17 protein-coding genes and 1 tRNA gene are annotated in these 17,459 nt (G+C 64.2%); 12 read left to right on the plus strand and 6 right to left on the minus strand.

The window, feature by feature from the left end:
• Together mshD and DVO78_RS09750 are read right to left on the minus strand one after the other, a co-directional pair.
• On the minus strand, positions 1-1,090 hold a 1,090-nt coding region (gene mshD / locus DVO78_RS09745; RefSeq protein ID WP_238385239.1), incomplete at its 3' end, for a mycothiol synthase.
• 25 nt (positions 1,091-1,115) lie between these two features.
• Positions 1,116-1,808: a response regulator transcription factor gene (locus tag DVO78_RS09750; protein ID WP_120004662.1), complete on the minus strand. Its 693-nt coding sequence runs from the start codon at positions 1,806-1,808 to the stop codon at positions 1,116-1,118.
• Between the two features lie 174 nt (positions 1,809-1,982).
• Here DVO78_RS09750 and DVO78_RS09755 point away from each other — a divergent pair, with 174 nt between their 5' ends.
• Genes DVO78_RS09755 through ygfZ form a run of 3 tightly spaced genes read left to right on the plus strand, consistent with a single transcriptional unit; the run spans position 1,983 to position 4,288 of the window.
• A complete protein-coding gene (locus DVO78_RS09755) occupies positions 1,983-2,825 on the plus strand; it encodes a hypothetical protein (protein WP_157983982.1) in 843 nt (280 codons plus the stop codon).
• A gap of 18 nt (positions 2,826-2,843) precedes the next feature.
• Positions 2,844-2,966, plus strand: a complete 123-nt coding sequence (locus DVO78_RS18170; RefSeq protein ID WP_274380753.1) for a hypothetical protein — start codon at positions 2,844-2,846, stop codon at positions 2,964-2,966.
• Positions 2,967-2,974: 8 nt separating this feature from the next.
• On the plus strand, positions 2,975-4,288 hold the full coding sequence (ygfZ, locus tag DVO78_RS09760) for a CAF17-like 4Fe-4S cluster assembly/insertion protein YgfZ (protein ID WP_238385240.1): 1,314 nt from the start codon (positions 2,975-2,977) through the stop codon (positions 4,286-4,288).
• A gap of 116 nt (positions 4,289-4,404) precedes the next feature.
• Here ygfZ and DVO78_RS09765 read toward each other — a convergent pair whose 3' ends face one another.
• Positions 4,405-5,436, minus strand: a complete 1,032-nt coding sequence (locus DVO78_RS09765; protein ID WP_120004665.1) for a 6-phosphofructokinase — start codon at positions 5,434-5,436, stop codon at positions 4,405-4,407.
• A gap of 101 nt (positions 5,437-5,537) precedes the next feature.
• Positions 5,538-6,743 carry a pyridoxal phosphate-dependent aminotransferase gene (locus tag DVO78_RS09770; protein ID WP_120004667.1) on the minus strand — a complete coding sequence of 402 codons (1,206 nt, stop codon included), beginning with the start codon at positions 6,741-6,743 and terminating at the stop codon, positions 5,538-5,540.
• Between the two features lie 195 nt (positions 6,744-6,938).
• Between DVO78_RS09770 and DVO78_RS09775 the strand changes: the two genes are divergently transcribed.
• The 8 genes from DVO78_RS09775 (at position 6,939) to rplL (ending at position 13,751) form a co-directional block, all read left to right on the plus strand.
• Positions 6,939-7,011: transfer RNA gene (locus DVO78_RS09775), tRNA-Trp, on the plus strand.
• Between the two features lie 57 nt (positions 7,012-7,068).
• A complete protein-coding gene (gene secE, locus DVO78_RS09780) occupies positions 7,069-7,332 on the plus strand; it encodes a preprotein translocase subunit SecE (protein ID WP_120004669.1) in 264 nt (87 codons plus the stop codon).
• Positions 7,333-7,346: 14 nt separating this feature from the next.
• On the plus strand, positions 7,347-8,102 hold the full coding sequence (nusG, locus tag DVO78_RS09785; protein ID WP_420799088.1) for a transcription termination/antitermination protein NusG: 756 nt from the start codon (positions 7,347-7,349) through the stop codon (positions 8,100-8,102).
• Positions 8,103-8,229: 127 nt separating this feature from the next.
• Positions 8,230-8,661, plus strand: coding sequence for a 50S ribosomal protein L11 (gene rplK / locus DVO78_RS09790; protein WP_120004672.1), 432 nt, complete (start codon positions 8,230-8,232; stop codon positions 8,659-8,661).
• Positions 8,662-8,822: 161 nt separating this feature from the next.
• On the plus strand, positions 8,823-9,533 hold the full coding sequence (rplA, locus tag DVO78_RS09795) for a 50S ribosomal protein L1 (protein WP_120004674.1): 711 nt from the start codon (positions 8,823-8,825) through the stop codon (positions 9,531-9,533).
• 453 nt (positions 9,534-9,986) lie between these two features.
• The gene (locus tag DVO78_RS09800) at positions 9,987-12,200 is read left to right on the plus strand and encodes a choice-of-anchor L domain-containing protein (RefSeq protein WP_120004676.1); all 2,214 of its coding nucleotides are present in this window, start codon (positions 9,987-9,989) and stop codon (positions 12,198-12,200) included.
• Between the two features lie 575 nt (positions 12,201-12,775).
• Positions 12,776-13,297 (plus strand): 50S ribosomal protein L10, encoded by a 522-nt coding sequence (gene rplJ / locus DVO78_RS09805; RefSeq protein ID WP_120004677.1) that lies wholly within the window; start codon positions 12,776-12,778, stop codon positions 13,295-13,297.
• A 67-nt stretch (positions 13,298-13,364) separates the two neighbouring features.
• The gene (gene rplL, locus DVO78_RS09810; RefSeq protein WP_120004679.1) at positions 13,365-13,751 is read left to right on the plus strand and encodes a 50S ribosomal protein L7/L12; all 387 of its coding nucleotides are present in this window, start codon (positions 13,365-13,367) and stop codon (positions 13,749-13,751) included.
• Between the two features lie 189 nt (positions 13,752-13,940).
• Here the strand turns inward: rplL and DVO78_RS09815 are convergent, their stop codons facing one another.
• Both DVO78_RS09815 and DVO78_RS09820 read right to left on the minus strand, forming a co-directional pair.
• A complete protein-coding gene (locus tag DVO78_RS09815) occupies positions 13,941-14,399 on the minus strand; it encodes a hypothetical protein (protein ID WP_120004681.1) in 459 nt (152 codons plus the stop codon).
• Entirely contained in the window at positions 14,396-15,910 is a 1,515-nt protein-coding gene (locus DVO78_RS09820; RefSeq protein WP_120004683.1) for a PspC domain-containing protein, read from the minus strand. The genes DVO78_RS09815 and DVO78_RS09820 overlap by 4 nt, the downstream gene beginning before the upstream one ends.
• A 126-nt stretch (positions 15,911-16,036) precedes the next feature.
• Between DVO78_RS09820 and DVO78_RS09825 the strand changes: the two genes are divergently transcribed.
• Positions 16,037-17,459, plus strand: a 1,423-nt coding sequence (locus DVO78_RS09825; protein ID WP_157983983.1) for a PspC domain-containing protein, incomplete at its 3' end; no start/stop codon positions are given.

A 17,459-nucleotide genomic window follows, 5' to 3' on the forward strand; every position in this document is an offset into this window, starting at 1 on the left:
CCCGCACAGACGCTGACGCGTCTGCACGGGTCCCAGACGTCGCGGCTCCCCTCGGCCGGCTCGCGCCGACTTCCTTGTCAGGGGCGTACTGCACGTCGGTGTTCTGGACGCTGAATCCCAGCTTTGTGTAGAGCCCCGCGGCTGCTGTGTTCTCCGCGTCGACGTAGAGGATGACCGCTGCGACCTGCTGCTGGCGCAGATGCTCAATCCCCGCCACGGTCAGAGCCGCCCCGAGCCTGCGCCCCTGGGCGGCCGGGACCACGCCCACCGCGTAGACCTCCCCGAGCCGCTCACCATCCTCGGTGTGCAGCTTGGTCCAGTGAAAGCCCAGCAGGCGGCCCGCTTCTTCGGCGAGCAGGAATCCTTCGGCGGAGAACCAGTCCTCGGCCATCCGGGCATGCAGGTCGTCAATGGTGAGGCGCCCCTGCTCGGGGTGATCGGCGAAGGCTTCGGCGTTGGCAGCCACCCAGGCCTGATCGTCCTGACCAGGGCGGAAGCTGCGTAGCCGGACCTGCTGGGGAAGCTCAGCGGCGGGGAGCTTCACGTGGTTTTCCAAGCGCATCTGCCACAGCTCGCGGACCGGGTGCCAGCCGAACCGGGCGGCAAGCCTGGGTCCGCCGGGATGTCCTCCGTGGGCCCAGGCGCGTAAGGCCGCTCCCGGGTGATTCGCCAACGGCATCAGGCTCAGCGCGGTGGCGATCTCAGTGGCCACACCGCGTTGGCGCCACTCTGGGTGCACGGCCAGCTCCAGGACATGGGGCGCGGTCTCCCCGGCTGCGCTCTCCGGGTCCTCAGCCTCGGCACCACCCAGCGCAGCGCCATCCAACACAGTGCCGCCCAGCACGACGACGCCCGCGCCGGCCAGCCTGCCCCGGCTGCCGTGGTTTGCCGGCACCCAGGCGTAGGCGATGACCAGTGGGGCCGCGGCGGCGTCGTTCTTATTCAGCTCCACCCAGGTCTGGTCCCCGAACGGAGGGGAACCGTCTGCGGCCTGCGCGGCTGCGGTGAGTTCCCGTAGAGCCTCGCGCTGCTCGGAGGCGGGCGCGCCCTCCACCAGCTCCACGGTCATGGTCTCGTTGTTCTCAGCCACACCATCAGCCTAGTCCGCTGAGCCCTCAGGCGGCGTCGGCGTCGCCGTTGGATTCCTGGTGATCGGTGCCGCCGGTCAGGAGCCGGTACCCCACATTGCGCACGGTGCCGATCAGCGACTCATGCTCCGGGCCCAGCTTGGAGCGCAGCCGGCGGATATGCACATCTACCGTCCGGGTGCCGCCGAAGTAGTCGTAGCCCCACACATCATGCAGCAGGCGGTCGCGGGTGAAGACCTGGCCCGGATGCAGCGCGAGGTGCTTGAGGAGCTCGAACTCCTTATAGGTGAGATTCAGCAGCTTGCCGTGGATGGTGGCCATATAGGTGGTCTCATCGATCACGATCGCACCGGCACGGATCTCGCCGGCCGGAGCCACATCCTCAGTCTCGACCGAGGCCATGCGAATGCGGGCGTCCACCTCACCCGGTGAAGCCTCGGTCAGCACAAAACTGTCTGCCTGCCACGTTTCGTTCAGCGTGGGCAGGCCGGTCTCAGTCACCACCACGATCACCGGTGAGAGCATCGAGGTCTTCACCAGCTGGCACAGGGAGCGGGCATGGGCGAGGTTGCTGCGCGCATCGATGAGCGTGATGTCCACATTCGGGGCCCGCACAATAGAGGAGGCCTCAGCCGGGAAGGAGCGGATCCGGTGGTTGAGCAGCTCCAGCGAAGGCAGGGCATCTTCCGGGGCGTCAGAGAGCAGAAGCACCTGAGCCATCGGTCATTCCTCTCTGTCCTGCAGTAGTGATCAAGTCTGACACTCTAGGGGGTTTCGGCGCGCCTTGCATTGCTGTGATTCGCATCACCGCAACCTATATTTCCACATTATGAAAATTATGTGAGTGATCGCGTTGAGTATATCCATGTTCGTTGCTCTGGCAGGATGGAGACCATGAAACACCTGCCTGTCGCGCTCGCTGCCCTGGTCGGTGCCGGTGCGCTCGCCGCCGCCTCATGGGCCGGCGTGGCCGCACTCACGGCCGTGGTCTGCGCGCTCTGCGCAGTGGTCGCAGTGGGCTGGCCGCAGCTGATGGGTGTCTCTGCACGGAAGTCGCTCTCAGCGGTGATTTTGGCCGCTGGCGTGGTGGCTGCCCTGGGTGCGGCGATCGTCACCAGGGTGGAATCGCTGTTCTTCTGGTCCTCGGTCTCGCTGGCCTTCGGGGTGATGGTGGTCTTCACCATCCAGGTCCTGCGTGGCTCCGGCAGGCCGCATCGGCTTGAATCCACCCTGGGCGCCTGTGCGGGTGTGGTGATGACGACGACGGCGGCGGGCTGGGTCGCCGCACTGCGCTACCCGGCCGGTATGGCTGAGGCTGAGAACGGTGCGGGGCTGGCTGATCTGCGGGTGCGGGGCCTGGTCCCCTATGAAGAGTGGGGCGTCCTGGGCGTGACCGGACCCGGCGGTGAGCTCTCCGTGGTGGCGCTGGCAGCCTTCGCGCTGCTGGCGGGAACCCTCGCGGCGTGCATTCCTGCCCGTGACGCGGTGGTGCTTCCCCTGATTGTTGCCGCCTCAGCAGCAGCCTCACTGGGCACCGCGCTGGCTTGGGGTGAGCTGACGCTGCTGTTCGCCGGTGTGCTCGGCGTGGCGGCAGGGGCGCTGCTGGCCAGCTTCCGGCGCTTTCTCCTCCTCCAGGGCGCCCCGGAGCAGGTGCTGTCCCGTTTGGCCGTGGGTGCTGCGCCCATCGCAGCCATGGGCGCACTGGTCTACTTCACCGAACGGCTGCTCTTTGCGTAGTTCAGATAGGATGGTGCCATGAGCGAAGCACAGATTCTTGCCCTGGAGGCCTTCTTCATCGGCCTGCTGGTCCTGTCCGTGGTCATCATCGGCTGGATCAGCTTTGTGGTGCTCTCCCGGCTGTTCAAGGGTCAGCGCTGATTCCACCTGTGACATACCGGTCGCCACTGCTGAACCGCGCCGGCGCCGTGGCCGCGGAAACTGCTTCAGGCGTGAAGGCCGGCGAGAGTCGGCCGAGGGAGGCCGCGCCGTCTGGTGCCCGTGCAGACACGTCGGCGTCTGTACAGGCTGCGTCGGAGCCCGAGCAAGGCTTCTCCGCCGGTGCGACCAGCGCCGACGGGGGAGTCGCCGCCCACTACGGGAATCCCGTGGCGGAGCAGCGTGCCTTGGAGTCGGGTGCCGCGGTGGTGGACCTGTCGCACCGCGCAGTCATCACGGTCTCCGGTCCTGACCGGCTTTCGCTGCTGTTCACGCTCTCCTCCCAGCAGGTGACGGATCTTGCCCCGGGGGACTCCTCGGAGCTGCTGCTGCTGGACATTGCCGGGCGAATCGAGCACGCCCCGGCTATCACCGACGATGGCGAGACGGCGTGGCTCATCACCGAGGCGTCCCACGGTCCGGCCCTGGCCGACTGGCTGGAAGCCATGAAGTTCACCTTCCGGGTGGAGATCGCCGACCGAACCTCCGAGTTCGCCGTGCTGGGCAGCACGTCCCTACTTCCCGAGGGGCTGCCGTGCGCCTCGCCTGCACAGTGGAAGGACCCGTGGCCGCGTTTGGGCCCCGGAGCGGAGTCCTATTCGGCAATCGACGACGCCGACCATCCCGGACAAGGGTGGACATGGCACCTGACTATGGTGCCGCGGGAGAGCCTGGAGGATGTTGTCACGTATCTCGAGGCCGAAGGCTGGCAGCTTGCCGGGTGTTTCGCAGCAGAGGCGCTGCGGATCGCCGCCTGGCGTCCCCGGCTGGCCTATGAGGTCGATGCTAAGGCCATTCCGCACGAATTAGACCTGATCCGCACCGCGGTGCACCTGAGCAAGGGCTGCTACAAGGGTCAGGAGACAGTGGCCCGGGTGCACAACCTGGGCCATCCGCCCCGCCGCCTGGTCTTCCTTCACTTGGACGGCTCCGAGCACACCCTGCCCGCGGTGGGATCAGAGGTGCTGGCTCCCGCAGATGCTTCGGATGTCGACGCACTGGCCAAGGAGCGTGCGGTTGGTGCGGTCACCTCGGTGGCCCGGCACCATGAGGCCGGGCCGATCGCGCTGGCGCTGGTCAAGCGCAAAGTGGATCCGCAGGCCCAGCTGGTCGTGCGGGACCTGAACCAGGATGTGCAGGAGACGCAAGAGGAGCCTGCCTTGCCGAGTTTCTATGCTGCCGCGCAGGAAGTCATCGTCCGCCCCGACGCCGGGAGGAATGTCGGGCGACCACAGGGGGACTTCCTGCGTGGTCCCCGCCGCTGACGCCGAAGACTCGTAAACAGCGCGCGTTGTGGCTGATAGCGCGTGAAATAACCCGCTCTGAAGTTCAAAGCCTGCGCTGTTCGGCCGGCAGGTCAGGCGCAAGAGGTGATGGTTGCTTACCGGCCGAAGAGGATCTTTGCCTCTTCGTAGCGCTGGGCCGGTACCTCTTTGAGCCCGTCCAGCGCCTCAGTCAGCCCCATGGTGACGATCTCCGTGCCGCGTAGGGACGCCATATGCCCCCAGGCGCCTTCGTGCACCAGATCCAGTGCCTTGATGCCGAACCGGGTGGCCAGCACCCGGTCGTAGCCTGTGGGGTTGCCGCCGCGCTGAATATGTCCCAGCGTGGTGTTGCGGGTCTCGATCCCGGTCCGCTGTTCTATCTGGGCGGTGATGAACTCGCCGATGCCGCCCAGCCGAGGGCGTCCGTCTGCTTCCTGGCCCTTGCCGGCCAGTGCTTCTTCGGCATCGTCGGGAATGAAGCCCTCGGCCACCACCACCAACGGTGCGCGGCCGCGGGAGTGGACCTGCTCCACCCATTCGCAGACCTGATCGATGTTCACCCGCTGCTCCGGGATGAGAATCGCGTGCGCACCGGCGGCCATCCCTGAATGCAGCGCGATCCACCCCACGTGCCGGCCCATCACTTCGGAGACCATGCACCTGTGGTGGGACTCTCCGGTGGTGCGCAGACGGTCCATGGCGTCCGTGGCGATGGAGATGGCAGTGTCGAATCCGAAGGTGTAATCGGTGGCGTTGAGATCATTGTCGATGGTCTTGGGCACACCCACCACCGGGATGCCCGCATCGGCCAGGCGCTTGGCCCCTGCCAGGGTTCCCTCTCCGCCGATCGCGATCACCGCGTCGATCTCGTGGCGCTTGAGCGTCTTGGCCATGTTCTCCGGGCCGCCGCCGGGGTGGTTGTAGGGATGGGTCCGCGAGGTGCCCAGGATCGTGCCGCCCTCCCGGCTGATGCCGCGCACGTTCTGGCGGCCGAGCTCGAAGTAGTCGGCCTCGATCACGCCTCTCCAGCCGGCCCGGAAGCCGACGAACTCGTCGCCGTAGGATTTGATGCCGTGCAGCACGGCCGAGCGGATCACTGCGTTGAGCCCGGGGCAGTCACCGCCTGAGGTCATGAGTCCAATGCGCATGGGATGGGTCACTTCTTTCTCGCAGTAGGCGAAATGTCTCAGTTCCTGGCATCCTCGGCAGGTGGTTCAGTCATCAGTCTATGACGACGACGCCGCCATGTTCACGTGCTGCCCAAGAGATCTTCGATCCGGCTGATTCCCTCGACCAAGTCGTCGTCGCCCAGGGCGTAGGACAGCCGCAGGTAGCCGGAGGGGCCGAAAGCCTCCCCGGGGACCACCGCGACCTTGGCTTGTTCCAGAATCAGCTCAGCCAATTCGGCGGTGGAGCTGGGGGAGGTGCCGCCGATCTCGGTGTCCAGAGCACCGCGGGCGTCTACATAGGCGTAGAACGCCCCCTGCGGAACCGGGGTCTGGAACCCGGAGACCCGGTTGAGCTTCTCCACTATGGTCTTCCGCCGCCTGTCGAAGGCCTGGCGCATCTGCTCAACCGGCTCAACCGGACCGGTCACCGCCGCCAGTGCTGCCCGCTGGGAGACATTGGCCACGTTCGAGGTCAGATGGGTCTGCAGCGTGCTGGCGGCCTTGATGACATCGGCCGGGCCCACCATCCAGCCCACGCGCCACCCGGTCATGGCGTAGGTCTTGGCCACACCGGAGAGGATGACCACCTGCTCGGCCAGCTCCGGCACTGAGGCGATAGAGGTGAAGGGCACGCCGTCGTAGGTGAGCTTCTCGTAGATCTCGTCGGTGATGACCCACAGCCCGCGCTCAGCGGCCCAGCGGCCGATGGCCCGGGTCTCCTCCGGGGAGTAGACCGCTCCGGTGGGGTTCGACGGGGACACGAACAGCATCGCCTTGGTCCGCTCGGTCACCGCGGCCTCCAGCTGGTCGACGGTGACCTTATAGTCCTGCTCGGGTCCGGCGAAGACCTCGACGGTGGATCCTCCGGCCAGTTTGATGGCCTCGGGGTAGGTCGTCCAGTAGGGCGAGGGGACGATGACCTGGTCCCCTGGGTCCAGCAGAGCGGCCAGGCTGGCATAGACCGCCTGCTTGCCGCCGTTGGTCACCAATACCTGGGAGGCCTCGGCGGAGAGCTCCGAGTCCCGGGTGGTCTTCTCCGCAATCGCTTCGCGCAGCTCGGGCAGGCCTGCAGCCGGGGTGTACTTATGGTTCTTCGGGTCCTTGGCGGCGGCGACCGCGGCCTCCACGATGTGCTCAGGGGTCGGAAAGTCCGGCTCGCCGGCGCCGAAGCCGATGACATCTTCTCCTGCGGCTTTGAGCGCCTTCGCCTTGGCGTCCACTTTCATGGTGGCGGATTCGGCGATCGACCCGATGCGGGCTGAGACTCGACGCTGGGGAAGTGTCATGGCAGGGGTGTCCTTTCCGGAGGCGGGCACATATGGCGGCGACAGTGTCAACCTTATCTGGCGGCGTCGTGCTCGTATACCGGGGGAAATCCTGGGCAGTTGGTGTTATTTCCCTGCCGGGCGTAGACTGGACTGCCGGTGTCTTGAACACCTCTACTGGGCATGCCCTCGCACCTGTGAGAATGTATGCCTGATAGGGCAGTGGCGCAATTGGTAGCGCAACGGTCTCCAAAACCGTAGGTTGCAGGTTCGAGTCCTGTCTGCCCTGCGATCCCCGGCCTGCGGGGAGCACCTTAGAAGTTCACAGCAAGCAGATGGAGTCTTCGTGTCCCAGACACCCGTGACAGACGTCAACGGAGCATCCGGCGGCGGCTCGCGCCCGAAGAACCCATTCGCCCGTGTCTGGCTGTTCCTCAAGCAGGTCTTCGACGAGCTGAGGAAGGTCATCGTTCCCACCCGGCGGGAACTGGTGAACTACACGCTCGTGGTCCTGGTGTTTGTGCTGATCGTGATCGGCATCGTCTCCGCTCTGGACTGGGGTCTGGACCGTCTAGCAGGCCTCGTCTTCGGCGGCGGCGCAGGCGCCTAGCCGGGACGAAACAACTGATTGAGCCGGCGTCAGCCGGCGCAAGCACCACATTTGACCCAAGGAGAAACGTGTCTGATCAGGAACTGACGCAGGACGAGGCAGTGCAGACTGCCGAGGCGCCCGCGGAAGAGGAGAAGACCTACGAGCAGCGCGCAGACGAGCTCAGGGGTGAGCTCCGCCGCGGCCTGGGCGATTGGTTCGTGGTGCACACCTACGCCGGCTACGAAAAGCGCGTGAAGTCCAACCTGGAGACCCGTATCCAGACACAGGACATGGAGGACCAGATCTACGAGATCGATGTCCCCATGGAAGAGGTCGTGGAGATCAAGAACACCCAGCGCAAGGTCGTGACCCGGGTGCGGATCCCCGGCTACGTGCTGGTGCGCATGGAGCTCACCGATGAGTCCTGGGGCGTTGTCCGGCACACCCCGGGCGTGACCGGATTCGTCGGCAATGCCCATGACCCGCAGCCGCTGAGCACCGATGAGGTGTTCACCATGCTCGCAGAGCACCGCCTGGGCAAGCCCGGGGAGAAGAAGGTCGAGGTCGTCGACGGCGTGGAGACCGCGGCCCCGGCTCCAGCCGACGATGTCAAGGTCGACTTCGAGGTCGGCGAGTCCGTCACCGTCACCGATGGTCCTTTCGCCACCCTGCCGGCGACCATTTCCGAGATCAACGCAGATGCCCGCACGCTGGTGGTGCTGGTGTCCATCTTCGAGCGTGAGACCCCGGTGACGCTGAATTTCAACCAGGTGGAGAAGATCTACTGAAGCTCTCGTCGTCGTTCCTGGATGCTTTGGAGGAACGACGACGAACCGGGCGGACCGGCCAGGTCCGCTCACCCCAGCGCCCACGCTCCTGTGGCCGTTGGACGCACGGAATAAGTAAGGACAGATTATGGCCCCGAAGAAAAAGGTCACCGGTCTGATCAAACTGCAGATCCAGGCAGGTGCTGCCAACCCGGCACCGCCCATCGGCCCTGCGCTCGGTCAGCACGGCGTCAACATCATGGAGTTCTGCAAGGCCTACAATGCGGCGACTGAGAACCAGCGCGGCAATGTGGTGCCGGTGGAGATCACCGTTTACGAAGACCGCTCCTTCACCTTCATCACCAAGACCCCGCCGGCTGCTGAGCTGATCAAGAAGGCCGCCGGAGTCAAGAAGGGATCAGGTGTTCCCCACACCGAGAAGGTCGGCAAGCTGACTCAGGCCCAGGTCGAAGAGATCGCCCAGACCAAGATGGAGGACCTCAACGCCAACGATGTTGCCGCTGCCTCCAAGATCGTGGCCGGCACCGCCCGCTCCATGGGCATCACCGTCGACGGCTGATGCCTCGACTGCCAGATTCTCTCCGCCTGATCCGGCGAAGCTGAGTATTCACGGAGAGTATCTGACATTCAGTACTGAAATATCGAAATGCCCGGCTATGCCGGGCAGTGGGAGGGGCCGAGCGCGGCCCGTGTACCACAACTGCTAAGGAGAAAACGCAGATGGCAAAGCGCAGCAAAGCATATCAGGCAGCAGCCGAGAAGATCGGCGAGGACACTGTCTACTCTCCGGCTGAGGCGGTAGCCCTGGCCAAGGAGACCAACCCGTCCAAGTCCGATGCCACCGTCGAGGTCGCCATGCGGCTCTCGGTGGACCCCCGCAAGGCCGACCAGATGGTCCGCGGCACCGTGAACCTGCCGCACGGCACCGGTAAGACCGCCCGCGTGGTGGTCTTCACCCAGGGCGACAACGTGGCTAAGGCTGAGGAGGCTGGCGCGGACTTCGTGGGCAGCGACGAGCTGATCGCCAAGGTTTCCGAGGGCTGGACAGACTTCGACGCCGCCGTGGCCTCCCCGGACATGATGGGCAAGGTGGGGCGCCTGGGCAAGGTGCTGGGCCCCCGCAACCTGATGCCGAACCCCAAGACCGGCACTGTGACCCCGGATGTGGCCAAGGCCGTCACTGACATCAAGGGCGGCAAGATCGACTTCCGCGTCGACAAGCACTCCAACCTGCACTTCATCGTCGGCAAGACCAGCTTCGACGCCAAGGCTCTGGCTGAGAACTATGCCGCCGTGCTGGAGGAGGTTCTTCGCCTGAAGCCTTCTGCCTCCAAGGGGCGTTACATCCAGAAGGCCACTGTGTCCACCACCTTCGGCCCCGGCATCGCCGTGGACTCCAACGTGACCAAGGTGGTTGTGGCCGACGCCTGATCCATCAGCGATCACGACGGCCGTCAGGCCGGATTCTTCGCAGAAGCCCGCTCCCCGGCGCTGGGGGCGGGCTTCTGCTGTTTTCTGGCTCCCGTAAGGCAGCTTTGCAGAACCTTAATGTCCGCTGTGAGGAATATTACGAGGGTGTCACGGGCTGTTGTGCTGGCCGTTGCGGTTAGTTCAAAAATGAAAGGTGCGTTGTGACTGGGGAGGACATGCTGCTGCTTGTCATTCTGAGGTGCTGTGCGGGTCTTCGAGCGTGACAGAAACGTCACACGGCGGAGGAGTTGTTGAGTTCCCCTTTATGGAACCTTTACGCTCACACAGTGTCCACTGTGCGCAGACGCGAGGTCCTGTGGGCGACATGAACGGATGGCCGCCGCGGTCTGTCTGCGCGAACGTGCGAAACGATTTTTACCATGAACCACAAATGAACGGGAGCACAAAACGACTATGGCTGAAGAGTTGAAGCGCCGCTCGCGCTTGGCAACAGCGCTGATCGCCGGGCCCGCGGTGACCGTGGGACTTCTGGGTGTAGGCGCTGCACCGGTCCTGGCTGATAACCACGATGACGATCTCGAGGACCAGTCGATCGAAGAGACTGAAGAGGAGTCGGGCGACGAGGACACCGAGGGCGCTGACGATGAGGTGGGCTCGGATGACGACGGTGAGTCCTCGGAAAATGACGACGAGGATGAATCTGAAGAGGAGGAGTTCGGCACTTTCCAGGAGGAGGACTCAGAGGACGAAGAAAGCGGCGATGAGCCTGGAGCTTCCGTCACCAGCGATGGCTCTGTCGTTGAGCTTACCGGCCTCCCAGCGGATGCTTTCAGCGTCAGAGCAGAGCATGGTGATCAGAGTGTAGGTGCCGGGACCCCCGACGAGTACGGAAACCTCACCTTCGACGCCGCCGAATACATCAGCACTCTTGGCCTTCAGCCTGGGGAGAACGAGCTGACCTTCTCTTGGAGCTGGTTCGAGGACAACGAAGAGCAGTCCGACAACGCCACTGTGACTGTGGAGATTGAAGCTTCGGATGAGGGCGATGTCAGCTTCGAGGTCGATGGACCGGTCATCACTGCCACGGGCTTCCCAGAAGGTGTGTGGGGCGTCGATGTTGAAGCGCCGAGCGGCAATACAACATTCGCATCCGTCGAAGAGGACGGCACCCTCACCTTTGATGCCGCGCAGAATGTCGACACTCTTGAGCTCGGTTTCGGTGAGACGACGCTGACCTTCAGCTGGACCTGGTCCGACGAGTTCGGCGAGCAAGAGGATAGCGCTGAGGTCGTCGTCACTGCTGTCCCGCCGCTCCAGACCGGGGAGGATCTCACCGTTGAAGAGATCATCGCCGGGCTGATCGGTGATGACACCAGCATCGACAATGTCCAGTCCTTCGGCGAAGCCTTCCAGATCGGGCGGTTCTCCGGCTGGGACGCCCTGGGCATTCCCGCCGGCATTGTGCTCTCCACCGGCAACCTTCCGGAGTCTTGGCAAGCGATGACCGGCACTGGCTCCGGATCCTTCAACGATGATCTGGATGGCGACGGAGATTCTGACCTGGACGCGATCTTGGACAGTGCTGCTGATGAAGGCTCGAACCCTGAGACTCAGGACGCTTCTGGGCTGGAGTTCAGCTTCGTTCCCACAGAGTCCAATGTTCGCTTCTCCTACGTCTTCGCCTCAGATGAGTACACCTTCCTCGACGGCAGCGATGAACCGGGCGGCAACGTTAGCTTCAACGACATCTTTGCCTTCTTCGTCAACGGTCAGAACTATGCACTGTTCGAGTCGGAGGACGGCGAGACACTGCCGGTGTCCATTGAGAACATCAACAGTGTGGCCAACTCCGATCTCTACAACGACAACCAGCCGGATGACGACGGGGAAAGGCCCAACAGCGGAACCGAGATCGGCGGCTACACCAATGTGCTGACCTTCACGGCTCCGGTGACACCCGGTGAGCTCAACACCATCAAGCTGGTTGTCGCAGACGTCAACGACGGAATCTATGATTCCTTTGTGGTCCTGCAGGGCGGCTCCTTTGAGCAGGTCGAGGGACCTGTGGCACTTGGTGGTGATTTCACCACCGATCAGGGTGAAGCCGTTGGCAGCGATTTCGAGCTCAACACCAACACTGATGATCCCGAGTGGACTATCAACGTCACTGACGGAATCGATGAGGAGGCCGGCGAGCTTGAGATCGAAGGAACCTCCTGGGAGTTCACCCCTGCGGATGACTTCACGGGCGATGTCTCCTTCACCTTCACCGCCAGTGATGGAAGCCTCACAAGTGCTCCTGCCACCATCACCATCACTGTGGTCGATCCCGATGCAGAGGACGACGACGATGATGACGGTGAGGACACCACACCTCCCGGCGACGACGATGACGACGCCACCCCGCCCGAGGATGAGGACGACGCTCCCGGCGACGACGATGACGACGCCACCCCGCCCGAGGATGAGGACGACGATGGCGCCTCCGATGAAGAGGGCGCCGAGGACGACCACGAGCCAGCCGGCGAGGTCTCTGAGGACGGCGAGGAGCTGGCTGAGACCGGTGTGAGCAGCACCGGGGTCGGGATCATCGCTGGTCTGCTTCTGCTGCTCGGCGGAGCATTGGCAGTGTTCGGCTACCGCGGACGCTTCAGCCGCAAGGCCTGAGCATGTAACAGCGCAACTACGCTGGATATAGCTGGGTGAACGAATCCAGTGATCGGTGGGGCCGCCTGGGCGAGAACTCCCGGGCGGCCCCACTGCTGTGCACAGGAGGTGGCGCTCTTCTGGTAGAAAGCCGGGACATCTACCCTTGTCGACCTGCTGGCTCATCTCAGGACCTCCCGGAGTTGAGTTGTGGACCCGTCGAGTTTTTCCGGGCTGAGAGTCGATTTGATGACCTTGCTGCGCACATGTAGAGTTACTCACTGACCAAAGACCGCCGGTCGTTGTTGTCGTGCGAAATTCAGTTGGCGCTGAGCTTCGCGGTCACCGGAAAGCCTTCCGGAGGGCGACACAACTGTAAAGACCCACATAGGGCGACCTGCGCAGGTGAGCGAAATGCCAAAGCAATTTTTCGCGCTGATGCCGGCATGGCGTCGTCGTGAGAAGACTCTTTGAGCCCCGTGCACCTGTGCAGCGGGGTTTTTCTTATGCCCCAACGCCCGATGAGCTGACCGGCTGTACCAGTTGCTGACGCCCTCAAGGTGCCAGCAACCTGAGAGAACATCGGAAGGAGTGCCATGGCGAATCCTGAGAAGGCAGCCGCCGTTGAGGAGCTCAAAGAGCTCTTCAACGAGTCCAATGCTGCTGTGCTCACGGAATACCGCGGCCTCTCCGTCGGCCAGCTGCAGACACTGCGGCGGTCGGTGCGGGAGAACGCGAACTACGCCGTGGTGAAGAACACGCTCACCGAGATTGCGGCAAAGGAAATCGGCATCGACGCCTTCGACGGCAAGATGTCCGGTCCTTCCGCAATCGCCTTCGTCCACGGCGACCCCGTGGATGTGGCCAAGGCGCTGCGTGACTTCGCCAAGGACAACCCTCAGCTCATCGTCAAGGGCGGCTACATGGATGGCAAGCCCCTGAGCGAGGAGGAGATCAAGAAGCTCGCGGATCTCGAATCCCGTGAGGTTCTGCTCGGCAAGCTGGCTGGTGCCTTCATCGGCGTCCAGTCCAAGGCTGCCGCGACCTTCCAGGCCCCGATCTCCAAGATCGTACGGACCGTGGAAGCCCTGCGCGCACAGCAGGAAGAAGCAGCCTGACACTTGTCAGCGCGAACACACAATCCGCATTTAGCAACTACGTACCAAAAGTTAAGGAGCCAATTCCATGGCTAAGCTGACCAACGAAGAACTGATTGAGCACTTCAAGGAGCTGTCCCTGATCGAGCTCTCCGAGTTCGTGAAGCTCTTCGAGGAGACCTTCGACGTGACCGCAGCCGCCCCGGTTGCCGTGGCAGGAGCTGCCCCGGCAGGCGGCGGAGAGGCCGCAGCCGCTGAGGAGCAGACTGAGTTCGACGTCGTCCTGGAGGCCGCTGGTGACAAGAAGATCGGCGTCATCAAGGAGGTGCGCGGTCTGACCTCCCTCGGCCTGAAGGAAGCCAAGGATCTGGTCGACGGCGCCCCCAAGGCTGTCCTCGAGGGCGTGGACAAGGAAGCTGCAGAGAAGGCCAAGGAGGCCCTGGAGGGCGCCGGCGCCACCGTCACCCTCAAGTGACAGTGCTAGTCCCGGCGGCGGGGAAGCCCCGCTCGCCTCTTGGCCACGAAGGCTTTCGCGGCCTTCACGCCTAAAGGGCGGAGAAAGCCGCTCTTGCAGCAGCTGACTTTCAGCTCAAGCATAGAAGGACCCCCGGAGATTCTCCGGGGGTCCTTCTATGCTTGACGTATCTTCCAGACGCGGCCGAGATCAGATCCTGGTGCCGGGTTTGGGGCGAATGCCCGCAATAATCAGGGAGAGACCGGCCAAGGAACAGATCACCAGTCCCACCATCAGGGGGTCCACGGAGAGGCCGAAAGCCACAGAGGCCACCACCCAGGCAGCCAGCACCAGACACACCAGGGCGAAGACTACCGAGCTCAACCGCATGCCTTGTCTCGTCCGGGGGGAGGGCGCAGCCATCTCTCCGGTGAACGTTGGAGCCACCGCAGCAGGCCCAGGGGCATATGCGTCCTGCTGTGCCTCAGCACGCTCCCACCAGCGAGGTTTTCGCTCGGGCTCCTTCCATGTGAAGTCCCGTTCGGTCTGGGCCTTCAGCGACTCTGAAAGCAGAGCGTCCACATCAGCCGGCTCTGGGGGAAGCGGTACGGTCGGCTGGCGGTCCTGAGGAGCCGTACCGGCGGCGTCGTTGTCATTCTTGGGGCTCATCGGTTCTCCTTCACAGTATTATCCCGCTCCACGGCATCGAACCCGGATGGTGCGCCGGGTGTGGGATAGCCGGTGGTGCTGGACTCGGCATCCTCAACAATGCCGCTCTCCTCCTGGTTGTAGGTGGTCTCGTCGTAGACGGTGATATTGCCGAAGGCAGCATTGAGGGTGATCACCAGCTGCTCGCTGCTGTCGGAGTCGCCCAGGACGAAGTCAGAACCGCTGATGCCACTGCTGGAGTCATGCAGGCCCTCGGTGCGGATGTTCAGGTTGCCCAGCGCCTGACCATTGTTGATCTCCACCCGGATGTCATCGGGAACAATGATCTCGGTGTTGCCGAACGCGGCGTTGACCTCCACCTCATGCTGGAAGGCGTCGAGGTCCTCGAGGTCTGTTCCGTCTTCAGCGGCCACCTGCGCCCGGATGTCCCGCAGATCCACTCTGGTGTTGGAGAAAGCCGAGTTCACCGCGTCTGACTGGGTGGTGTAGTTGCCGAACACATAGTTGGAGCTGTCCTGCAGACTCGCCGGGGCGAACAGGAACACAACCATCATCAGCGCGGTGAAGGTGCTCAGCAGGCCGGCGCGGCCCTTGGTGCCGCGCACCGCAGACCACAGGTGCATCAGAGCCAGCAGGGTGACCACCGCGGCCAGCCCCAGCAGCACCGCATTGGTGGTGGCCAGGCCAATGGAGGTGGCAAACCACATGGCAGCTGCGATCAGCGGAATCGCCAGCAGCAGCAGGCCGTAGCTGACCATCCTGCGGCGGCGCTTTTCCTCGCGTTCCCGGGGGTCCTCCTCAGGGTGAGTCCGCTGAGAGGCGGGGGAGTCCTTCAGCCCTCCGGCAAAGGGGTCATCAGCTGTGCTGTAGCGTGCGCTGGAGGTGTAGGAGGATGAGGCAGAAGCACTGCTGGGCTTCGGTTCAGCAGGTTCCGGCCCCGCCTTGGGGTACCAGGCAGGTTTGCCATCCTCACGGCGGTTCTCCTCCGCGCTCGCCCTGTCCTGCGACTCAGGCGGCTGGTGCGCGGAGGGATGGGCTTTTGGGGAGCTGTCCTCAGAGGCTCCGCCGTCGGTGTTGCGCTGGTAGCCGCGGAAGATCGCCCACAGCAGCCACGTCACCAGCCCGATGATCGCCAGATTCAGCAGAATCGCGAACGGCCCCACGATATTCGGGGTGAAGACGTTGACCGCCCCGACGAAGGTCATGATCCCCGCACCCCAGAAGCCTCCTGGGTAAGAGCCGCGCAGCGCCTCCTGGGCATGGATCCGGCCCCGGGCGTCTGGGAGGAACAGCCAGGAGAGCCCGTAGAAGAGCGCCATGGGAGAGAAGAAGATGATGAAGGCGACTACGCCGATGCCGCGCACCAGGGCGGTGTCCCAGGCAAGCTTCTGCGCAGTCGCAGCGAATACGCCGCCGGCCCACGCGCCGTCGGGGCGGTGCACCCCCAGGGTGCGGACCCAGTTGAAGATCTGATGGCCGGCTTCTGCCCGGCCGTGCTGTGAAGTGCTCATAACTCAAGTGTTCCTCCCTCAGTGCCTCTGCCGCTATGCGGGAATCCCCTGATCTGACCCTGATCTGCCCCCTGTACGGCTCGAATTCCCTGTTGATGCGGGTTCGGGGCGTGACACTATGGTGCTGTGAACACGACGACGCCCGTTCCGGAGCAGGTGCCTCGGCATCCTCCGCTGCGCCGGGCCCTGGACACCCCGGTGGCTGGTGTGTGCCTGGGGCTTTCCCGGCACCTGGGGTTCTCCGTGCCGCTGGTACGGGTGGCGTTCATCCTGCTTGCCTGCGCCGGTGGCATCGGCCTGGTGCTCTACTGCTGGCTTTGGATCTTCGTACCCACTGAGGATGAGCCCGGCCCCGGGGCTGCGAGCCGAGGGCTCAGTGGACCGGCAGTCGGAGAGAGTGCGCTCGCTGACTTCGAGCCGCGGCCCCAGGATGACCCTGCTCAGAGTGCTTCAGCGCGCGTGCAGCGTGGGCTCGATGCCCTGACCTCCTCCCCAGAGGTGCTGATCGGTGCAGCTCTGCTGGGCGTGGGTGCACTGATGATGGCTCAGCTGCTAGGAGTGAGCATCGATTGGCGGGTCGTCGTCGTCCCTGCAGTGATCCTCGGCGGAGTGATCCTTGCCTGGTCCCAGCTCGACCGAACTCAGGCCGAGGACGGTCAGGGTGATTCCATCCGGCGCAGCGCGGCCCTGTGGCAGGTCACCGGCGGTGCTGGGCTGGTGCTCATCGCGGTGCTGGTCATTGCCGGCGGATTGGTCGGCGTCGGGGAGCTGATCACCGGCATCATCGTCGGCGCGATGCTGCTGGCCGGGCTCGCTCTGGTGCTGGCCCCCTGGTTCATCAAGCTCTACCGGACCTCGCAGGTGGACCGTGCGCGTGCGGCCGCGGAGGCGGAGCGGGCTGATATCGCCGCCCACCTGCATGACTCTGTGCTGCAGACTCTGGCAATGATTCAGAAGCAGAAGGCGGACCCGGCTTCAGTCGAGCGGCTTGCTCGCAGCCAGGAGCGGCAGCTGCGCTCCTGGCTCTACCGGCAGAACGCGGCGAACACTGGGAGCCTGAAAGATCAGATCCTGGCGGTGGCCGCCGAATTGGAGGAGCTGCACGCGGTGCCGGTAGAGGTGGTGGCCGTCGGCGACTCTCGCCAGAGCAATCACGAACCACTGGTAGCCGCTGCACGGGAGGCTATCCTCAACGCAATCAAGCACGCTGGCCCCGCCTCGGTGTACATCGAATCCAGTGCGCCCGAAGACGCCGTGTTCGTGCGCGACCGTGGCAGCGGCTTCGCCCTTGAGACGATCGCTGATGACCGGATGGGCGTTCGGGAGTCGATCATCGGCCGAATGGACCGGGCCGGAGGCAGGGCGCACATCCGCTCCACTGAGTCAGGCACCGAGGTACAGCTGTACATGCCGAACGACACCCAGTCGAGCACCAACGGAACACCAGATGCCGCCGGGACCAGCGCTTCAGGTGTGAAGGCCGGCCCGAGCCGGCCGAGGGGAGCCGCGACGTCTGGGACCCGTGCAGACGCGTCAGCGTCTGTGCGGG

Origin of the sequence: Nesterenkonia muleiensis (assembly GCF_003600155.1) — a bacterium.
GTDB lineage: Bacteria > Actinomycetota > Actinomycetes > Actinomycetales > Micrococcaceae > Nesterenkonia > Nesterenkonia muleiensis.